Source organism: Streptomyces sp. NPDC059256, from assembly GCF_042753785.1.
Lineage (GTDB): Bacteria > Actinomycetota > Actinomycetes > Streptomycetales > Streptomycetaceae > Streptomyces.
In genome coordinates this window covers 85945-105471 of the sequence record NZ_JBHYZO010000013.1, presented here as the reverse complement: position 1 = coordinate 105471, position 19527 = coordinate 85945, and the positions used below count along the sequence as shown (strand labels likewise).

Below are 19527 nucleotides of genomic sequence, written 5' to 3'. Positions count from 1 at the left end.
TTTGTGGGTTTACTAACCCAGCTTGGCCCGCCTGCGGGCTACCCCCCGCGTAACACCCACACCCCCCGGGTTGGGGTGGGGCGGGCCCGCCCCCCCCCCGCCCCCCCACCCCTCCTCACCTCACCCGACGCCCCTGCCCGTACAACAACCACCTCGCCGTCCGCTCAGATCCCCGCCGCGCAAGCACCGAGCGACGGGAGTCAATCGCGTGTACTCGACCCGACCACGGCCGGAGACCTACACGAACCTGCTGTTGCACAGCGCAAGGGCCCCGGCCGCCCGGGTGCCATCGAGCCCGCCCCATGAAGCTCCGCACCGCCGCGCACCACGGAAAGAAGGCCGCCATGCACTGTGTCGTCGTCGAACTCCACACCGCCCTGGCGCCCGCCCACCTCTGGTCGGCGGTCATTGACGTGGACCGGCACAGCAGCTGCTCGGAGAACATCGTCCTCGCCGACATCGTGGAACAGGCGGGGCCCGAGCACCGGATGACCGCCTGGCGCATGCAGTGGGGCGATGTCGGCCTCCAATGGACCCAGATCGAGCAGATCGACACCCGCGCCAGCCGGCTCTACTTCCACCGCGTCGGCGGTGACCTGCGCTGCTTCACCGGTCACTGGGCCGTCCGCCCCGCAGGCGTCGGGGGCAGCCTCCTCACGCTGTACGCCGAGTTCCAGATCGGGGACGCCTCGCTCGCCGAACGGCTCAGCCCCACATTGGCCAGCGGGCTCTGGGAGAACGCCCACCTCATGGTCGCCTCCCTCCAACCACGCCTGCTGTCGAGCGCGCTGCACTGATCCACCACCCCCGCCCCGCCCGTACATCCGTAGCCCGCTCACAGGAGGTCGCGCGTGGCCGCCAGCCCGCAGTCCCCGCCCCAGATCGCCACCGCCCAGCCCGGCGCCACCTTCGACCGGCTTCGACGCCATCTGTCACGCGGGGTCGCGCTGACCGCGGAATCGATGGGCAACGGAGCCGTCGAAGCCTCTGCCGCAGGAGCCTCGATCACCCTCTCGGACCGGCGCACCGCCCTTGACTTCGGGTCCTACTCGGTCGCCCTCCTCGGACACCGCCACCCCGGTGTCGTCGAGGCCGTACACCGCCAGTTGGCGACGATGCCCACCTCCACCCGGGCGCTCGCCAACCCGGTCACCGCGGAGGCCGCCGCCACCCTCGTCGACTACTTCGGCGGCGCCCTGCCCAAGGTCCATTTCGGTCTGAACGGCTCCGACGCCGTGGAAGCAGCGGTCAAACTGGCCCGCCTCGCCACCGGTAGGGACCGGGTGCTTGCGGTACGGGGCGGCTACCACGGCACCTCGCTCGGCGCACTCGCGCTGACGCACCACCCCGGATTGCGGGCCGGGTTGCGCGGCTGTGTGTCACAGACCGTCCACCTGGATCCGTTCGAACCCGCCGCCGTCATGGACGAGATCGCGCGGGGGCCGGTCGCGGCCCTCGTCTTCGAACCCGTACAGGGGGAGAACGGCGCCCTTCCCCTACCGACGGACGTGCTGCACCGCTGGGCACTCGATGCCAGGGCCCACGGTGCCTTCGTCATCGCGGACGAGATCCAGAGCGGGCTGCGCCGGTGCGGTGAACGCTCGGTCGCCCTTGCCGAAGGGCTCCCCGTGGACGCCGTCCTGACCGGCGGACCACTGGGCGGCGGAGTGATGCCCCTGTCCGCCGTGGTCTGTACGGAGGTGCTTTATCGACCGCTCGGCGCGGACCCCCTGCTGCACACCACCACCTTCGGGGGGCACCCCCTCAGCTGCGCCGCGCTCCCGGCCGCTCTGGACGCGATCGAAGGACTCGCCGAGCATGGACGATCGCTGGCCGATGGGCTGGCCAACGGGTTGCGCGGACTCCACGATCTCCACCCCAGGATGCTCAGCGGATTCCGAGGCCGCGGGCTGCTCTGGAGCATCGGATTCACCGCCCCGCACATGGCCGGCGAGGTCATGGTGAGGCTGGCCGATGCGGGCCTCCTGGTATCGCCGTGCCTCAGCGATCCCCGGAGCGTACGGCTGCTCCCTCCGCTCACCACCACCCACGCCGAACTCGACCAGGCACTGGGCGTTCTCGACAGCGCACTGACCGATGTGGCCCGCTGCGGGACCTTCTGATGCGTGATCACCATCCGACATGACCCGGGTACACCCTTCGTACGACGTCGGGGTGGCACCCCCCGTGGATCACGGTTCCGCGGTCAGCCGCCGCAGGGTCTGTTCCGCCTTGTCGCCGTCGACCGCACCGAGTCCCCGGTACAACGCCACTGACTCCCGTACACAGGCGATCGCCCGGTCGCGCTGTCCGAGTTCGGCGAGCGCCTCGCCGAGCGTAGCCAGCGCGCGGGCCTCAGCCCTGGTCATCGCCGTCTCCCGACCGATCTCCACGGCCTGTTCGGCGGCGCCCGCCGCGGCCTGGGCGTCCGCGCACAACAGATGGGTCTCCGCGATCCGATGCAGGACGTGGGCCTCCAGATACCGCATGCCCAACTCCCGACTCAGCTCCAAGGACGCCGCATAGCAACGCATGGCGGCCTCCGTATCACCGAGCTGCCTCCACGCAGTGCCGCGATGGATCAGGGTCTGGGCCTCTCCCATGGAGTCACCGAGCCGTCGGTACAGCGCGAGTCCGTCCCCGCTGGTGACGATCGCCTCGTCGGGCTGCTCCATCATGATGTGGGAGAACGTCAGATTGCCGAGCGCGTTCGCCTCTGCCGACAGATTGCCGGTGGCCTGCTGTAGGGTCCGCGCCTGAGCCAGCAGGGCTACCGTCTTGGCGTTGTGGCCGTGGCGATGGGCCGTCACCAGCGCTCGTACGATGAGCACCTCGGCGAGCACCAGCTGATCGTCCTGGCCGCGGCAGATCGCCTCTGCCCGTTCGATGGGGGCCTCGGCCTCTTCGGACCGACTGATCTGCCAGAGCCCACCGCCGAGCATGTAGAGAGCCCCGGCCTCCTCCCGGGCGAGTCCGGCGCGCCGGCTGCCGTCAGCGATCGCCTGGCCCAACTCCACGATGTCGTACCAGGCGTAGGTGCGCTCCAGCAGCGGGTCCAGCCCCAACAACAGGTCCGCGGCCGTGCCCACCAACGACGGCGCCCGCCTCACGGTCTGTCCCAGGACCCGCAGCACGAAGTCCCGTTCGCGGTCGAACCACGCAAGGGCGGCGTGCGCATCGCGGAAACCGATCCCCTCCGATGCCTCAGGCGTCAGCCGCTCGGCTATCAGATGCCCCGGCCGCACCACGCGATAGGCGTTGCGGGCGGTGGCGAGGAGGAAGTCGAGCAGATTCGCCAGACAGTGCGTGATCTCCGTGTCGGAGTCGGTCTCGGCGCTCAAATGGCGTGCGAACAGCCGCAACAGATCGTGGTAGCGATAGCTTCCGGCCCGAGGTGACTGCAACAGGCTGGCATCGAGGAGGGCGTCGAGCACGTCTTCCGCGTCGTACTCGTCGACGCCGAGCAACGCGGCAGCGCAGCTCAGCGAGACGGTCGCCGCATCGGGCAGCGCCAGCAGCCGAAATGCTCGCGCCAGTACGGGATCGAGCTGGTCGTATCCGAGCCTGAAGCACGCCTGCACATTGAGGTCCCCGGTACGCAGCTGGTCGAGGCCGCGGCGCTCGTCCGCGAGCCTGCGCAGGCACTCGGCGATGCTCGTACCGGGGCGGGCGAGCAGCCGACAGGCGATCACACGCACCGCCAGGGGCAGCTGCCCACAGGCGGCCAGCAGTTCCTCCGTTGCTTCCGGTTCGGCGGCCACCCGCTCGGGGCCCACCACGGATGTGAACAGCTCCAGGGACTCGGCGGGGGCGAGCGGGTCGAGATCGACGGGGTGCGCGGGGACGGCGGTCATCCGTGCGCGACTCGTGACGATCACGGCACAGCCCGGATAGCCGGGGAGCAGCTGTCTGATCTGTTCCGCGTCGGTCGCGTTGTCCAACACCACCAGGACCCTGCGGCCGTGCAGGGTGGTGCGGTACAGCGCGGCGCGTGCCTCCAAGCCGTCGGGTACCGCGCTCTCGGGGACGCCGAGGGCATGGAGGAACGCGGCCAGCACGGACGCGGGGTCCGCCGGATCCTCCTGGACGCCGGCGAGGTCCACGAAGAGTTGGCCCGCGGGGAAGTGTGCACGCACCTCATGGGCCACATGGACCGCGAGTGAGGTCTTGCCCGCCCCGCCGATGCCGGAGATGGCGCAGATCCGCACCGCGGAGCCGGCCGGTTGGGTGAGCCGGGCCTTCAGCTCGGCGACCAGATCCACCCGGCCGGTGAAGTCATCGATGTCGGTGGGCAGTTGTGCGGGCACGGGCACGGTCGCGGGGGCCGGAGCCCCGGAGGCGGCGCACAGCAGATCGGGGTCCGAGCGGAGGATCCGCTCATGGAGTTCGCCCAGGCGGGGGTCAGGGTCGATGCCCAGTTCGGTGGCGAGCGTCGTCCGGGTGTCCGCGAACACCGCCAGTGCCTCCGCCTGCCTGCCGCACTGGTAGAGCGCCCGCATCAGCAGGAGACGCAGGCTCTCCCGCAACGGGTGCGCCGCGACGGCAGCGGTCAGGTCGGCTACGGCGGCGCCGGCATGGCCCAACTCCAGATCGAGTTCTATCCGCGACTCCAGGAGATCCAGGTACCGCTGGGTCAGCCGCTCCCGCTGTGCCACCGCGAACGGCCCGGTCAGGCCGGTCAGCGGGGTCCCCTGCCAACGTCCGACGGCCCGGCGCAACAGGCCGTGGGCCCCCACCGCATCGCCCTCCTGTCGGGCTCGTGCCGCGGCTGCCGCCTCTCGATCCGCCTCCGTGACGTCGGCCCCGCCTGCCGGCAGATGGAGTGCGTACGTGGTGCCGACCGAGACCAGAAGACCCGGGCCGGCCGCGACGCGGTGCTCAGGCTCCAGGACCGTGCGGATGCGGGAGATGTAGGTGCGGACCGTGGTGGCGGCGGCCTTGGGCGCCTGATGGCCCCACAGTCCGTCGATGAGCTCCTCGATGGCGACCGGTTGCCCCGCGGCCACCACCAGCATGGCCAGCGTCGCCCGCTGTTGCGGGCCGGCGAGTGCCAACTCCTCGCCACCGCGCCAGCCGCGCACGGCTCCGAGGAGGGAGAACCTCACCGCGGGCAAGTCGCCCATGCCCGTTCCTTCCCCGAGGTCGGCAGCCATGTCCCCAGTCGCGGGGGGTTGTCCGGTGTGTTGCCCACCGGGATGAGCGGACTCGGCCCCACGGCCGACCTCACCGTGCACCGGTCGTCCCCGGAACGCTCATGCGACCACCATCCGTCCTCTGCACATTCGGCACCGGATCATCTCAACGATCAACCGGTGGGTGCGGTCGGTCCCGGCGAAATGGCCGGTTGCCGTGCGTTTGAAATCTGTAGCGGGCATCTCGGCACCGACGGCGCAATGTTTCGTACCGGTCTGCGGGTGCTTCCCGGCGCCGACAGAAGCCGGGTGCTGTGCGGGATTCCCGTTGCGCGGGCTTCGACAGTGATCGGGACCGGCCGATCGCTCCTGTGGCAATCTGTGGACCGCCCCCGCTGACGGGTTGCTGTCCCATCACTTCAGCCCCATCCGACGCGACGCCCCATGCCGCACTCTCGCGCAACGCAGCGGCAGGTCACATCTTGAGAGCGATGGGGCGACTCGGGCCCGCCACGAGCCCCTCGACGTACAGACTGCGCAGCCAGGACGCCATACTGGAGCGCCGGGGAGGGCGGCAGTGGAGCGACGGGGGCGACAGGACGCGATGGCGGAATCCAGGCTGATCCAAGGCCGGTATCGGCTTCTCGACGTCATCGGACGCGGGGGCATGGGCGAGGTGTGGCGGGCCGTCGACGAGTCGTTGGGACGACGGGTCGCGGTCAAGTGCCTCAAGCCGATGGGCGCACACCCCGACACGGGTATCGCGCCCGTGCTGAGGGAACGGTTCCGCCGGGAGGCCCGGGTCGCCGCGTCCCTCCAACACCGCGGAGTCACGGTCGTCCATGACTTCGGCGAGTCCGACGGCGTGCTCTATCTCGTCATGGAACTGCTGGAAGGCCGCAACCTCAGCCAGCTGCTGGAGGAGAACAGACAGCGCCCGCTGCCGGTCCACGATGTCGTCGACATCGCGGAGCAGGTGGCCGACGCCCTTGCCTACACCCATGAGCGGGGAATCGTCCATCGCGACCTCAAGCCCGCCAACATCATGCGGCTGACCGACGGCGAGGTGAAGATCTGCGACTTCGGCATCGCTCGACTCGGCGAGAGCATGGGACTGACCTCGCGCCTCACCGGCACCGGCATCGCCATGGGCACCCCGCACTACATGTCGCCCGAGCAGATCGGCGGCGGCCCCGTCGACCACCGTAGCGACCTCTACTCACTGGGATGCGTCCTGTACGAGATCGCCACCGGCGTTCCCCCCTTCGACCACGAGGACGCCTGGGCCGTACTGGTGGGTCACCGGGACACTCCGCCGCAGCCGCTGCGCACCCACCGGGACGACATCCCCGACCCCCTACAGCGCATCGTGCTCGACCTGCTCGCCAAGGCGCCCGACGGCCGTCCGGCCGACGCCAAGGACCTGCGCCGCCGCATCAGCACCTCGATCGAGCGGGCAGTGCCGCACCTCACCTACAGCGGCCAGGCACGGTCGCCCGGCGTCCGGTTCGCCCCGCACTCAGGAGCACTACCGGCCCTGCCGACCTGGACCACGGGCATGACGGGCGGCCACCGCGCGACCGGTGGCGCGGCGCGCCCCGAACCCGTGGACCCCCCGGCCGGCCTGACCGGCGAGTGGACGACGGGGATCGACAGCCGCCGTGTCGCCGCCGCGCCATTGCTCACCGCACCCAGGCGTCCCACCCCGTCCCCCGAGTCGCTGGCCGTACTCGCCAGTCGGCACAGCGCCGGACTCAGCCTCGGTCGCCTCGGTCGTTGGGAGGAGGCGGGCGAAGTACACAGGGCGGTTGCCGCCGAGCGCGAACACGCCCTGGGCCCCGACCACCCCGACACCCTCGCCAGCCGCTACGAGGTCGCCTTCACCCTCAGTAGGACCGGACGGGCCGCGGACGCCCTCCGCGAGTTCGAACGCGTGGCCGACGGCCGTGCGCAGACCCTTGGCGCCGACCACGCCGACACCCTGGCAGCACGTCAGGAATCGGCGTACGTGCTCGGCCAACTCGGCCGTCACTTCGAGGCGCACGAGATCTACACGGCTGTGCTCGCCTCCCGTGAGCGAACCATGGGCCCCGATCATCCCGACACCCTCCGCTGCCGCCACAACCTGGCCTTCAGCCTCAGCCGGCTCGGCCGGTTGGAGGACTCGTTCGCGATGGCGGTCGATGTCGCGTCCGCCAGGGCCCGAGTGCTCGGGCCTGACCACCCCGACACCTTGGTCACCCGCTACGAGGTGGCGTACACCCTGGGCCAGTTGGGGCGCTGGCCCGAGGCGTTGGAGACCTACCGGCAGGTGGCGACCGCGCGTGCCCGTGCCCTTGGCGCCGACCATCCCGACACGCTCGCCGCCCGCTACGAGGTGGGCATCGGTCTCGGTCGCCTCGGCCACACCGACCAGGCGCTGGAGCTCTATCAGCGTCTGGTCGCGGACCGCAGCCGACTCAGCGGTCCGCGCCACCCCGAAACGCTTCGCGCCCGGCACGGCCTCGGCGTGAACCTGGGCCGGCTCGGCCGTTGGGAGGAGGCACTCACCGAGGCCAGGGACGTCAGCTCCCTCAGATCAGGGGTCCTGGGCGCCGACCACCCCGACACCCTGGTGAGCAGCAGGGAGGTCGCCGTGTGCCTGGGCTGGTTGGGCCGCTGGAACGACGCACTGACCGTGTACGAAGGGGTGGCCCTGGCCCGGGAGCGCGTATTGGGCATCGACCACCCCGAGGCGCTGGCGAGCCGCAACGACGAGGCGCACTGCCTGGAGCAGTTGGGTCGGCGCGCGGAAGCCGTGGAACTCTACCGTCGGGTCGCCGCACTGCGGGAGAGACGCGGCAGCTGAGAAGGGGGATCCTTGCGGCCGTGCCTCCGTTCCAGGACGCTGCGTCCGCAGCCGTCCCGGCCTGACGGCCCCCTGGCGAGCCCCGACCCGAGCCCCGACCCGAGCTGCACACCGCATGACGACGGCGGCCCGTGATCACACCGCGACCAAGGTGTCGCCCTCCGTGGTGGTTCGACAGCGGCCCCAGCGGTTATGTTCCGGCCATGCCCGCACACACTTCGTACGACGTCGTGATCGTCGGCGGTGGCCACAACGGTCTGGTCGCCGCTGCCTATCTGGCCCGCGCCGGGCGCTCCGTCCTCGTGCTGGAACGCGGACCGCACACCGGGGGTGCCGCAGTCTCCGCCCGTCCCTTCGCCGGGATCGACGCCCGACTGTCCCGCTACTCCTATCTGGTCTCCCTACTGCCGGAAAAGATCGTGCGCGACCTCGGGCTGCGCTTCTCCGTACGACGGCGACGCGTGTCCTCCTACACCCCCAGCGGCAACAGCGGACTCCTCGTGGGCGCCGGTCGCACCCAGGACTCCTTCACCCAACTCACCGGAGGAGAGCGGGAATTCTCGGCATGGCAGGAGTTCTACGGTATGACCGGCGCCCTGGCCGGCCGGGTCTTTCCCACCCTGACCGAACCGCTGCCCACCCGCGCGGAGCTGAAGGCCCGTATCGACGACGAAGTGGCCTGGCGCGTGCTGTTCGAGGAGCCCATCGGCGCGGCGATCGAAACGTACTTCCGCCATGACCTGGTGCGGGGCGTGGTGCTCACCGATGCCCTGATCGGGACCTTCGCGGACGCCCATGACCCCGGCCTGAGCCAGAACCGCTGCTTCCTCTACCACGTGATCGGCGGTGGCACCGGAGAGTGGGACGTGCCCGTCGGTGGGATGGGCGCGCTCACCGACGCGCTCGCCCTCGCCGCGCGGAACGCGGGGGCCATGATCGCGACCCTGCACGAGGCCACCCGCATCGACACCGACGGCGAGCGGGCAGAGGTCACGTGCCGTTCGCCCCACGCCGAGGTGACGGTGGCCGCCCGTCATGTCCTGGTGAACGCCTCCCCGCAGGAGCTGGCCGCTCTGCTGGGCACGTCACCGCCGGAGCCGGCCGAGGGCGCGCAGTTCAAGGTCAACATGGTCCTGCGGCGACTGCCCGGCTTGCGGGACCGAACGGTCGATCCCGCGGATGCCTTCGCAGGCACCTTCCATGTCTCCGAGGGGTACGGGCAGTTGGCCGCCGCCTATCAGGAAGCCGCATCGGGAACCATGCCCAGTGCACCCCCGTCCGAGATCTACTGTCACACGCTCACCGATCCCTCGATCCTCAGTTCGGATCTTGCGGCCCGCGGCTATCACACCCTCACCCTCTTCGGACTCCACACTCCCGCACGATTGTTCGCCACCGAGCCCGCGCGAGCCCGCGCCGAACTCCTCGAAGCGACCCTCGCAGAACTCGACACCCACCTCGACGAGTCCATCCGGGACTGCCTCGCCACCGACGAGCAGGGCGAACCCTGTATCGAGGCCCGCAGCCCGCTCGACCTGGAGCAGGAACTTCGTCTTCCGGGTGGGCATATCTTCCACCGTGACCTCAGTTTCCCCTATGCCACCGACTCCAGCGGGCGTTGGGGCGTCGAGACGGAGCATCCCAATGTGCTGCTGTGCGGTGCCGGCGCGGTGCGCGGCGGGGGAGTCAGCGGGGTGCCCGGACACAATGCGGCCATGGCGGTACTGGGCCGGTGAACTGCCATCCTGGGCCCAACGCCGGGCCGGCCACTCGGCGCGGTGAAAGCGCGCACCGCGACGGCCGCGCCCTCGGCTTCCGTTGGGGTTCAGTCCGCAGACGCGGTCCATCCGACGGCCTCGATCCGGGCCGTATCCGCCGGGCGCCGCTCGTCGAAGAGCGTGCGGACCCGGTCCTCGACCCTGATCGCGTCGACGTAGACGCCCCGCCCGACCGACCGTGCATCCGTGGTGTACCTCCAGCGGATCCGCACCGAAGTCTCCCGCCAGGGTGAGAGATCGGCGGTGAGTCGGTGCCACACCCGTTCGGACCAGCCGCCCACCGATCCGTCCGGATGGTCCCCCGCCGGCTGACGCGCTCCCAGGCGTACGGTGTCGAAGGGCACCGGTCGCCAGGTGGTGCCGCCGTCGGCCGACGCCTCCAATCTGAGCCGGCCCGCTCCCGGGGCGATGTCCCACCACACGGAACTGACCAACCGGGTCGACGGCGAGTCCACGGGTAGTGCGGGCAGCGTCAGCGTCACGTCGGATGCGTTGGCCATCCCCGAGAACCAGGCGGTGCGCCCCCGTCGTGGACGCACCGCGACGGCCCGCGCCAAGCGATCAGCCGTCGCCACTCGTGGCGCACTCCCCGACCGCCAGGTGCGAACGGGGTGCACGGAGTTGCCCAGGACGATCAGGAACGAGTCGGTACTGGGGTCGAGCACCAGGCTGGTGCCCGTGAATCCGGTGTGCCCGGCACTGAGCGGTGTCGCCATCGCCCCCATGTACCAGTGCTGGTACAACTCGAAGCCGAGGCCGTGGGCGTTCCCCGGGAACTCCGTGTTGGCGTCCTGGAACATCAGCTCGACCGATTCCGGTCGCAGGATGCGTGCGGCCCCGTAACTGCCCCCGTTCAGGAGCGCACGGGCCAGCACCGCCAGGTCCCAGGCGCAGGAGAACACCCCCGCATGTCCGGCGACACCGCCGAGCGCGAAGGCGTTCTCGTCGTGCACCTCGCCCCAGACGAGCCCCCGGTCGAGGCCGGACCAAGGCGGTCTGGAGTCCTCGGTGGCGGCGATCTTCGGCCGCCATGACGACGGCGGATTGAACCGGGTGCGCTGCATCCCCAGGGGAGCGGTGATGTCCTCGCGCAGGAGGACGTCCAACGACCGGCCGGTGATCCGCTCCAGCAGCAACTGGAGGGCGATCAGATTCAGATCGGAGTAGAGGTAGGTGCTTCCTGGCGGGCTCACGGGGGCCTCTTGCCACAGCAGTCGCAGCATTGCCTCCCGGGTCGGTTCCCGGTAGAAGGCGATCCACGGCCGCAGTCCCGATGTGTGCGTCAACATCTGACGGACGGTGATGTCCTCCTTGCCAGCAGCCGCGAACTCCGGCAGATAGGAGGCGACGGTGGCGTCGAGCTTCAGCTCTCCTCGCTCGATCCGCTGCACGGCCAGCAGCGAGGTGAACAGCTTGGATACCGAAGCCAGATCGAAGACGGTGTCCTCGGCCATGGGGATCTGCCGCTCGGCGGGCAGTTCGACACCCGTGTCGGACCGCTCGTCGTATCCGGCGTAGCGCACGGCCATGCCGATGGGGCGGTGCAGCGCGACCGTGCCGCCACGACCCGCCAGCAGCACCGCCCCCGCGTACCAGGGCTTGCGCGGGGAGGGACGGAGGAACGCTTCGGCCTCGGTGACCAACTGCTCCAGGTGCGCCCCGATCAGACCGGCCCGTCCGGGCGTGCCTCGACGCAAGGTGGGCCCGCTCCCGCGAAGGGCAGCTTCGGCTGACGGGCCGTCGGCGTGCCCGTCGTCCGAGCCTGCGGCGTCCGCGAAGGAAGCCGGCGCCAATGCGAACGCCCCGCCGAGGGCCAGTGCCCCGCTTCCGAGCCGGCGTCTGCTGACTCCCGCGCCTGTCGTGTCCTCGGTCACCCGGAACCCCTCTCCTCTGTGAATCCGCCGAGAATTCGCGGGTCCTCGAATAGCAGTGAAGCTTTCTTGCGGAAGTCGTGCGCTGTCAACACTCCGACCGCTATGACACCGCCCGGCGGATTGCTGCTTCCGTCTGCCCCGCAGGTCGACGGTTTATCAGAGCTGCCGAGGCGTCGAGGCGCAACCCGGTCCCACCTGGGGGATCGGGTGCCCCGTGCCGTGCGCGGGAACACGTCCCACGGGACTCCGGCATGCGAGGGGGCGGGGCCTTACCGCGTCCGTGGCAGTGGGCGCAACAGCGCGCCCCACGGGGGACACGTGCGTATAGCCTGGCGACACGGAGCGGTACCGCTGCCGGGCCGCGGTGGGTACGGCCGGACTCTCCAGGGGGCGGGATCGATGAGCAGGGCGACACCAGTCTGCTGCGGGGACAGGCTCTTCTGGGCCTACGACGTGGGGCTGGGCGTCCTCTTCGCCGAGGCGATCCGCGTGGCCGAGGAATCCACCGCGGAGCGGCGTCCCCTGTGGTGGGGCGAGTTGGTGCACCAGCTGCGGGTGCATGCGGTGGTGGGGGCGAGCATGGCCGTGCTCCTGGACGAGTTCAGTGCGGAGGAACAGCGGGCGTTGCTGGGGTGGGTCTCACGAGCGGGCGTCCAGCTGACCGAGCGGGGTGGTGTCGATCTCGCCGAGGTCGCCGGGTGGAACGTGCTGGACGGCCAGACCATCGATCTGCGCGGCGCCCGCCATGTGGCCCCCGGCCCACTGGTGGAGTTGGGGCAGGCCATGTCCGATCTGGTGGACGACACCCTGCCGCCGCCACCACCGGGGCGCCACTGGTACTTCGGCACACCGGCCGGCCGGGTCCTCCAGGGAGAGTGAATTCCGGTGGGAGGGCGCTGGAACCGCACCCCCTGATCTTTGTATGCGCGTAGGGCGCGGTTTCGCCCCTACAGGCAGTCCGGTCCAGCCGTGAGCCCGCCCGGACGGGGCATGCCCAGCGGGTACACGATCCGTCTCTGTCCGCGGCCCGTTTGGGCCACGGTGCCGGGTCCCTTGCCCCCGGTCGTCCGGCCCTGGCCCGAACGAGGGGCCACTGCGTGCGGACCGACCCCGTACGGGCCCGAACAGGCTCGCATCAACACCGAACGTACATTCGGTAATTTATCCAATATTGCCGTGGTATTGCGGCAGTGTGGCGAAACGGGTGCCGCCCTTCCCGGTACCGCCCCGGGTCGTTACGTTGCAGTGCACGATCTCTCAGGACCCCTCGGCCATCGGCAGCGGGAAGGGCACGCGGTTGAACGACGGCACCTCACGACGACGGCGATCCGCGCGCCGGCCGTCCGCACGCGATCGGCATCCGCCCGTTGAGAGACCTGCCGAGCCGGCCACCGCTTTCGACGTCCGGCCACCGCCGCGCCGGACCGCGCCCGTCAGCCCGGCGCTGCCATCGCAAACTCCGCCCCTGCTCCGGCACCTCTTCGAGCAGTGCAGCGGATGCCCCGGGAACGCCCTACAACCTCCCTCCGTCCGACACCGTCCACCACATCCGAAGGAAGAACCATGAGCCAGCCCATCGACTCGGTCGCCGCCGGTCACACGCCCGACGACACCGCATCCGTACCCGGCCCGGGCTGGTCCTTCGAGACCAAGCAGGTCCACGCCGGCACCGCACCCGACCCCACCACCGGTGCGCGGGCCGTCCCGATCTACCAGACGACCTCCTTCGTCTTCCGTGACACCCAGCACGCGGCCGACCTCTTCTCGCTCGCGGAGCCCGGGAACATCTACACCCGGATCCACAACCCCACTCAGGACGCCCTGGAGCAGCGGGTCGCAGCCCTGGAGGGCGGGGTGGCGGCCGTGGCGCTCGCCTCCGGACAGGCCGCCGAGACCCTGGCGATCCTGACCCTGGCGAGCGCCGGCGACCACATCGTCTCCAGCACCTCCCTCTACGGAGGCACGTACAACCTCTTCCGCCATACCTTGCCCCGCTTCGGCATCGAGGTCTCCTTCGTCGACGACCCGGACGACCTTGACGCCTGGCGCGCCGCCGTCCGCCCCAACACCAAGGCGCTCTTCGCCGAAACGCTGGGCAATCCCCGCGGCAACGTCCTCGACGTCCAGGGCGTGGCGGACACCGCTCACGCCGCCGGCGTCCCGCTCATCGTCGACAACACGGTCCCCACGCCCTATCTGCTGCGGCCCATCGAGCACGGCGCCGACATCGTCGTCCACTCGGCGACCAAGTTCCTCGGCGGCCACGGCACCACCCTCGGCGGTGTCGTCGTGGACGGCGGCACCTTCGACTTCGGGGCGCACGCCGAGCGCTTCCCCGACTTCAACGAGCCCGACCCCAGCTACCACGGTCTGAGGTACTGGCCGGCCCTGGGGCCCAGCGCCTTCGCGATCAAGCTCCGCGTCCAACTCCTGCGGGACATCGGCCCCGCCATCGCACCGCACTCCGCCTTCCTCCTGCTCCAGGGCATCGAAACGCTCAGCCTGCGCATCGAACGGCACTCCGCCAACGCCCAGGCGCTCGCCGAATGGCTGTCGCAGCGCGATGAAGTGGCCGCCGTCCACTACCCCGGTCTGCCCGGAAACCGCTGGCACGGGGCCGCCCAGCGCTATCTCCCGCGGGGCGCCGGTGCCGTCCTCTCCTTCGAACTGCGGGACGGGGTGGAAGCCGGCAAGCGATTCGTCGACGCCGTGGAACTCTTCAGCCATCTCGCCAACATCGGCGATGTACGCAGCCTGATCATCCATCCGGCATCCACCACGCACAGCCAACTCTCCCCCGAGCAGCTCGCCGCCACCGGAACCTCCCCCGGGCTGGTCCGACTCTCGGTGGGCGTCGAGAACATCGCCGACCTCAAGGCGGATCTGGAAGCAGGATTCCGCGCGGCGAAGGGCGCATCCTGAACCCTCAGGCCCACACGGTGCCCCGGAACGCCCTCCTGCCCCCCGCCACCGGGGCCTGGCAGGAGGGCGACCCGCCCGGCCGGCGACAGTGGGCCCGACTGCGCTCGGCACTGCCCCTGGAGAGCGGCGGGGAACTCCCCGGGGTCCGGATGGCGTACGAGACTTGGGGGCAGCTCGCCCCCGACGCATCCAATGCGGTACTCGTCCTCCACGCGCTGACCGGTGACAGCCACGTCAGCGGCCCGGCCGGCCCCGGCCATCGCACCGAGGGCTGGTGGGACGGGCTGATCGGGCCGGGACGCGCCCTCGACACCGACCGCTGGTTCGTGGTCGCGCCCAATGTGCTCGGTGGCTGCCAGGGCAGCACCGGCCCGTCCTCGCCCCACCCCGACGGTGGTCGTTGGGGCGGAGCCTTCCCCTTCGTCACCACCCGGGACCAGACCGAGGCAGAGGCACTCCTCGCCGATCAGCTGGGCATCGATCGCTGAGCCCTCGTGGTCGGCGGCTCGATGGGAGGGATGCGAGCGTTGGAGTGGGCGGTGTCCTGGCCGGACCGGGTGGCCTCGTTGCTCGTGCTCGCCTCCACCGCGGCGGCGAGCGCGGAGCAGATAGCCTGGGCGAGTGTGCAGTTGGGCGCGATCCGTACCGACGCCAACTGGCGCGGCGGTGACTACCACGACGCCGGACCCGGGCGCGGACCCCACCAGGGCCTGGGACTCGCCCGACGACTGGCCCATGTCACCTACCGCAGCGAGAGCGAACTCGACATCAGGTTCGGGCGCGCGGCGCAGGGAGCGGAAGACCCCTGGCGCGGCGGTCGCTACCAGGTGCAGTCATATCTCGACCACCACGCCAGCAAACTGGTCCACCGCTTCGACGCCGGCAGCTACGTCGTCCTCACCGAGGCCATGAACAGCCATGACGTCGGTCGAGGCCGCGGCGGAACAGCAGCGGCCCTGGGCCGGGTCAGCGCCCGCACGCTGATTGCCGGCGTCGATTCCGACCGGCTCTATCCACTCGCGCAGCAACACCACCTCGCCGCACACATCCCCGGGGCCGACCGGGTACGCACCATCACGTCGCCCTGCGGCCACGACGGGTTCCTCATGGAGGTCGAGCAGGTCGCCGCGCTGGTCGGGGAACTACTCGACACCGAGTGACCCGGGCGGCCGGGGCCATATCCATGCCAGTCGCGTTTCTTCTGTGTACCGCTCAGGGACTGAAGGAGAGGAAGACAAAGGCGGCGAACAACACCAGGTGCACCCCACCCTGGAGGAGCGTCGCCCGCCCCGGTACCACGGTCAGGGCGCTGACCACCGCGGTGAGCACCAGCAGCACCATATGGGTGGCGTCCTCGCCCAGTACCAGTGGTCCTTCGAGCCAGAGCGTCGCCAAGGCAATGGCCGGAATGGTCAGACCGATGCTGGCGATGGCAGAGCCGTAGGCCAGATTGAGACTGGTCTGCATCCGACCCAGACGGGCCGCCCGTACGGCGGCGAGCGTCTCCGGGGCGAGCACCAGGAGGGCGATCACCACCCCGACCACCGCCGTGGGCAATCCCGCCGACTCCACACCGTCCTCGATGGCCGGCGAAACGAGCTTCGCATTGCCGACCACGGCCACCAGCGCCAGCACCAACAGCGCAACGCTCGACCAGGTCTCACGGTCGCTCGGCAGCGGGGCGTGGTCATCGGGGTCGGCGGCCTGGTCCTGGGAGCGCACCGGGAGGAAGTAGTCCCGGTGGCGCACCGTCTGGACTCCGACGAACAACGCATACAGACACAGGGACGCCCCGGCGGCGAACGCCAACTGGCTTCCGGTGAACTCGGGGCCGGGCTGACCCGTAGTGAAGGTCGGCAGCACCAGCGTCATGGTGGCGAGCGTGCAGACGGTCGCCAGGGCGCCGCCGGAACCCTCGGCATTGAAGACGGCGACCCGATTGCGCAAGGCTCCGACCAGTACCGAGAGGCCGACGATCCCATTGCACGTGATCATGACGGCGGCGAAGACGGTGTCCCTGGCGTAGGTGGACGCCTTGGCGCCGCCCCCCACCATCAAGGTCACGATCAGCCCCACCTCGATGACGGTCACGGCGACGGCGAGGACGAGCGAGCCGAACGGCTCACCGACGCGGTGCGCCACCACCTCCGCGTGGTGCACCGCGGCCAGCACGGCACCGATGAGACATACCCCGATGAGCGCAACGGCAGGACCGGGCAGCTCCCGACCCCACCCCAGTACGAGGGCGATCACCGCAATGGGCGGCACCCACGTGGTCCACTGGGATCTCAGCCGTGGTGCGCCAGTCTTCATGCACGCCACGCTGCCAGCAGCGAGGGCCGGGCGCGCGGGGTGCTGCGCCAACGGGGTGCGGAGCGCAACCCCTCACCAGCGCTCCGGAACGGACCGGCTGTCGACGTGCGCGACTGCTCGGGGCCGTCCACCCCGAGCAGCGCCGCCGATCGACTTCACCGTCGAGCCGGCCGCCCCCGCCCGCGGTCGATGGCCGGCCCGCTTCGCGCGGTGTGCCTCATCGTTCACGCACCCGCACCACCCGCAGGGCGGGCGAGCTCAGAATGTCCTTCTCGCAGAAGCGGGAGGTCACCCACTTCCCGGCCGCGTACAACGTCGTCTGGTCCTGGTAGTGGGGCGAGAGCGGATTCGACGACTGGGAGTACGTCAGCAAAGTCCGCGCCACCGGGCACCGCCCCCGGCCCCAGCCCACCGCCTGGAGATGACTCGACCCCATGGCCACCTCCGCGTAGCCGCCGCGGGCGGGATCCCATCGCGCCTCGACCTTGTTCCACACGCCGAGGGACTCCGTACCCCCGGGGACTGCGATGCGCTCGCCGTTGCGGACCACGAACTGGTGCCGTCCGAGCGGTGCGTCCAGGGCGATGCCGGCCTGGCGCAGCTCGGCCACCGCGGCGGTCAGTGCCTGTCCGAACAGGGCCGACTGGGTGTTGACCGTACGGGGTGTACCCACCGGATCCGTCACCGAGAACGGCGTCCGCCAGAGCGTTGCCGCCGACTGGGCGCTCAGCCGCCGCCAGAACCGGTCGAAGAGCAGTGCGCCGCGGCTGTCCGCGCCGACCGTGCGGTCCCAGTTCGCCAGAGCCCGGCAGGCTTCCGTGTCATCGGGCAGGGCAGCGGGGCATGCCCGGACCACATCGGCGATCGCCAGGTCCGCGACCGGTACCCGATGGGCGAACTGCTGACGCTGGAGGTCCGCCACGGTGAGGCCGCCCCTGGTGGCCATGGCCGATACATCCTCGATCCCACCGCGGGTGCGCGGCGATCGGGGAGTGCCGACCGTGCCGAAGATCCGTTCGTATCCGGTCAGCGGTTGACTCGCGTTGGCGAGCCAGGCGCTGTCGTTGGAGTTGGCGGCATAGGGAGCGTTGACCAGGGTGGGCATCCTGGAGGGGCCGAGGATGCCCGGTTGGACCGCGTCCTGGTCCGAGCCGAGAGCACAGGCAGTGCGGGACCCGTCCAACACGGCCATGCCCGAGGCCGGGTACATGGCCTGCCCCAGGGGTGTCGAGCACTGCGTGACCAGCTCATCCGTCATACGGGGCAACACCTGCGACTGCGTGAACAGCGTGCCGCCCCCGGAGTCCGCGGCGATGGTGTTGACCCAGGGCAATCCCTGGGTCCGTCGTAGCGCGCGCAGGGCTTCGCCGGTGGAACCGGAGGCACCCAGGGCAAGCGCCGAGTCGGGCAGGCGCAGGTTGCTCGCGTTCGGGTCGTGCAGCGCGTACGCGACGTTCGTCGACCACGGCAGGGGCAGCGTCGGGCCGAGCGAGGTGATCACGGGGCCGTACCGCGTCCACCATTGCGTGCGGGTCACGGGGGACGCGCCCTGCACCTCGACGGTGACCGTCCGCTGACGCATCCTCTCCCGCAGACCGTCCACGACGTACACGGTGGGATCGGCGGGGTCGAGCACCAACTGGTGCAGATTCATCGGTACGCCGGTGGAGACGGTGTGGCTCCACGCCACCTTCTCGTTGAAGCCGATGTTCACCACCGTGGTGCCCAACAGGGCTCCGCCCGACACGTTCAACACGCCGGGAATGGTCTGCTGGACCTGCCAGAACCGTCGTCCGCCGTGCCAGGGGTAGTGGGGATTGCCCAGCAGCAGTCCACGTCCGTCGGCGGTCGTGTCGCCACGGAACGCGACGGCGTTGGAGCCCATCCCCGTACTCCGTGTGCTCTCGTCCGAGAACAGCCGACGCGCCGCCTCGGCTGCCACTGCGGGTACGGGTACGGTCGCGGGTCCGCCCACCCGCTGGGGCGGCTGCGCCGAGGTGATGCTGTCGACGAGTCGTCCCTGACCGCCGAGCACCGCGAGGGCATGGTTTCGGCGCGCCACGTCCAGGGCGGACACCGGACGCACCCAGGCGGCGTTCCGGCAGGCGGGATCCGTGATCTGACGTTGCCTCAGCCAGGCGTTGTATCCGGCCGCCCAGCCCCGCATCAGCTCCTTCGACGCGCTGCTGGGGCCCCTCGGTGCGGGAGTGGCGAGGAGTTGTTCGACCGTCCTGCTGTTGCGCACCCCTCGGAAGTACAGATCGCTGGAGAGGTTGTTGGCAGCCGCCGACAGTGAATCGTCCGCGTCGGCGTCGGGGCCGAAGTGCAAGGACCGTTCGCCGCGGACCGTGAGGAAGCCGTCGGCGAGGACGCACACCTGATCGGCCGCCTGCGCCCAGCCGGTGCCGAAGCCGAGCCCCACGTAGTCCTTCGCCAGGACATGGGGGATGCCGTGCTCGGTGTACCGGATCACCGCGGACGGACCATCACCGGACAAGCGGAGATCGGGTGCTTCGGTGCTACGGGCCGCCGCGCTGGTCGGCAGGAGGGTCGCCCCTATCGCCAGGGCGATGCCCACGAGTCCACAGCGTCCGGTACGGGTACGGAGCAACACGGTGCCTCCCCAGAGGGGCGAACGACAGGGGTCGCCCCATGCAGTC

General features: G+C 70.4%; 10 protein-coding genes and 1 pseudogene. 7 read left to right on the top strand and 4 right to left on the bottom strand.

Features of this window, described 5'->3' with window-relative positions; all coding sequences use genetic code 11:
- Nucleotides 1-302 precede the first annotated feature (302 nt).
- Nucleotides 303-797 (top strand): SRPBCC family protein, encoded by a 495-nt coding sequence (locus ACFXJL_RS24885; RefSeq protein WP_384642275.1) that lies wholly within the window; start codon nt 303-305, stop codon nt 795-797.
- Nucleotides 798-851: 54 nt separating this feature from the next.
- The gene (locus ACFXJL_RS24880) at nt 852-2123 is read left to right on the top strand and encodes an aspartate aminotransferase family protein (RefSeq protein WP_384695774.1); all 1272 of its coding nucleotides are present in this window, start codon (nt 852-854) and stop codon (nt 2121-2123) included.
- A 69-nt stretch (nt 2124-2192) separates the two neighbouring features.
- Here ACFXJL_RS24880 and ACFXJL_RS24875 read toward each other — a convergent pair whose 3' ends face one another.
- Nucleotides 2193-5123, bottom strand: a complete 2931-nt coding sequence (locus tag ACFXJL_RS24875) for a BTAD domain-containing putative transcriptional regulator (protein WP_384695771.1) — start codon at nt 5121-5123, stop codon at nt 2193-2195.
- Between the two features lie 613 nt (nt 5124-5736).
- On the opposite strand from ACFXJL_RS24875, the gene ACFXJL_RS24870 reads away from it, so the two are divergent.
- Together ACFXJL_RS24870 and ACFXJL_RS24865 are read left to right on the top strand one after the other, a co-directional pair.
- Nucleotides 5737-7980: a tetratricopeptide repeat protein gene (locus tag ACFXJL_RS24870; RefSeq protein ID WP_384695768.1), complete on the top strand. Its 2244-nt coding sequence runs from the start codon at nt 5737-5739 to the stop codon at nt 7978-7980.
- Nucleotides 7981-8183: 203 nt separating this feature from the next.
- Nucleotides 8184-9716 carry a phytoene desaturase family protein gene (locus ACFXJL_RS24865; RefSeq protein WP_384695765.1) on the top strand — a complete coding sequence of 511 codons (1533 nt, stop codon included), beginning with the start codon at nt 8184-8186 and terminating at the stop codon, nt 9714-9716.
- Between the two features lie 89 nt (nt 9717-9805).
- On the opposite strand, the gene ACFXJL_RS24860 is transcribed toward ACFXJL_RS24865, so the two are convergent.
- Nucleotides 9806-11632, bottom strand: coding sequence for a serine hydrolase (locus tag ACFXJL_RS24860; RefSeq protein ID WP_384695763.1), 1827 nt, complete (start codon nt 11630-11632; stop codon nt 9806-9808).
- 399 nt (nt 11633-12031) lie between these two features.
- On the opposite strand from ACFXJL_RS24860, the gene ACFXJL_RS24855 reads away from it, so the two are divergent.
- The 3 genes and pseudogenes from ACFXJL_RS24855 to ACFXJL_RS24845 all read left to right on the top strand — a co-directional run bounded on the left by ACFXJL_RS24855 (nt 12032) and on the right by ACFXJL_RS24845 (nt 15714).
- Complete coding sequence (locus tag ACFXJL_RS24855) at nt 12032-12511, top strand: hypothetical protein (RefSeq protein ID WP_358879962.1); 480 nt, start codon at nt 12032-12034, stop codon at nt 12509-12511.
- Between the two features lie 684 nt (nt 12512-13195).
- Entirely contained in the window at nt 13196-14554 is a 1359-nt protein-coding gene (locus ACFXJL_RS24850; protein WP_329026881.1) for a bifunctional o-acetylhomoserine/o-acetylserine sulfhydrylase, read from the top strand.
- Between the two features lie 149 nt (nt 14555-14703).
- Nucleotides 14704-15714: pseudogene (locus ACFXJL_RS24845) on the top strand (homoserine O-acetyltransferase).
- A gap of 52 nt (nt 15715-15766) precedes the next feature.
- Here the strand turns inward: ACFXJL_RS24845 and ACFXJL_RS24840 are convergent.
- Both ACFXJL_RS24840 and ACFXJL_RS24835 read right to left on the bottom strand, forming a co-directional pair.
- A complete protein-coding gene (locus tag ACFXJL_RS24840) occupies nt 15767-16867 on the bottom strand; it encodes a calcium:proton antiporter (protein ID WP_358879965.1) in 1101 nt (366 codons plus the stop codon).
- Between the two features lie 217 nt (nt 16868-17084).
- Nucleotides 17085-19481, bottom strand: coding sequence for a penicillin acylase family protein (locus tag ACFXJL_RS24835; RefSeq protein WP_384695758.1), 2397 nt, complete (start codon nt 19479-19481; stop codon nt 17085-17087).
- Nucleotides 19482-19527 lie beyond the last annotated feature (46 nt).

Bases quoted from the DNA above. Each gene is read 5' to 3' on its own strand.
- ACFXJL_RS24875 (WP_384695771.1), bottom strand. From the start codon at position 5,123: ATGGGCGACTTGCCCGCGGTGAGGTTCTCCCTCCTCGGAGCCGTGCGC.
- ACFXJL_RS24850 (WP_329026881.1), top strand. From the start codon at position 13,196: ATGAGCCAGCCCATCGACTCGGTCGCCGCCGGTCACACGCCCGACGAC.
- ACFXJL_RS24855 (WP_358879962.1), top strand. From the start codon at position 12,032: ATGAGCAGGGCGACACCAGTCTGCTGCGGGGACAGGCTCTTCTGGGCC.
- ACFXJL_RS24870 (WP_384695768.1), top strand. From the start codon at position 5,737: ATGGCGGAATCCAGGCTGATCCAAGGCCGGTATCGGCTTCTCGACGTC.
- ACFXJL_RS24840 (WP_358879965.1), bottom strand. From the start codon at position 16,867: ATGAAGACTGGCGCACCACGGCTGAGATCCCAGTGGACCACGTGGGTG.
- ACFXJL_RS24865 (WP_384695765.1), top strand. From the start codon at position 8,184: ATGCCCGCACACACTTCGTACGACGTCGTGATCGTCGGCGGTGGCCAC.
- ACFXJL_RS24885 (WP_384642275.1), top strand. From the start codon at position 303: ATGAAGCTCCGCACCGCCGCGCACCACGGAAAGAAGGCCGCCATGCAC.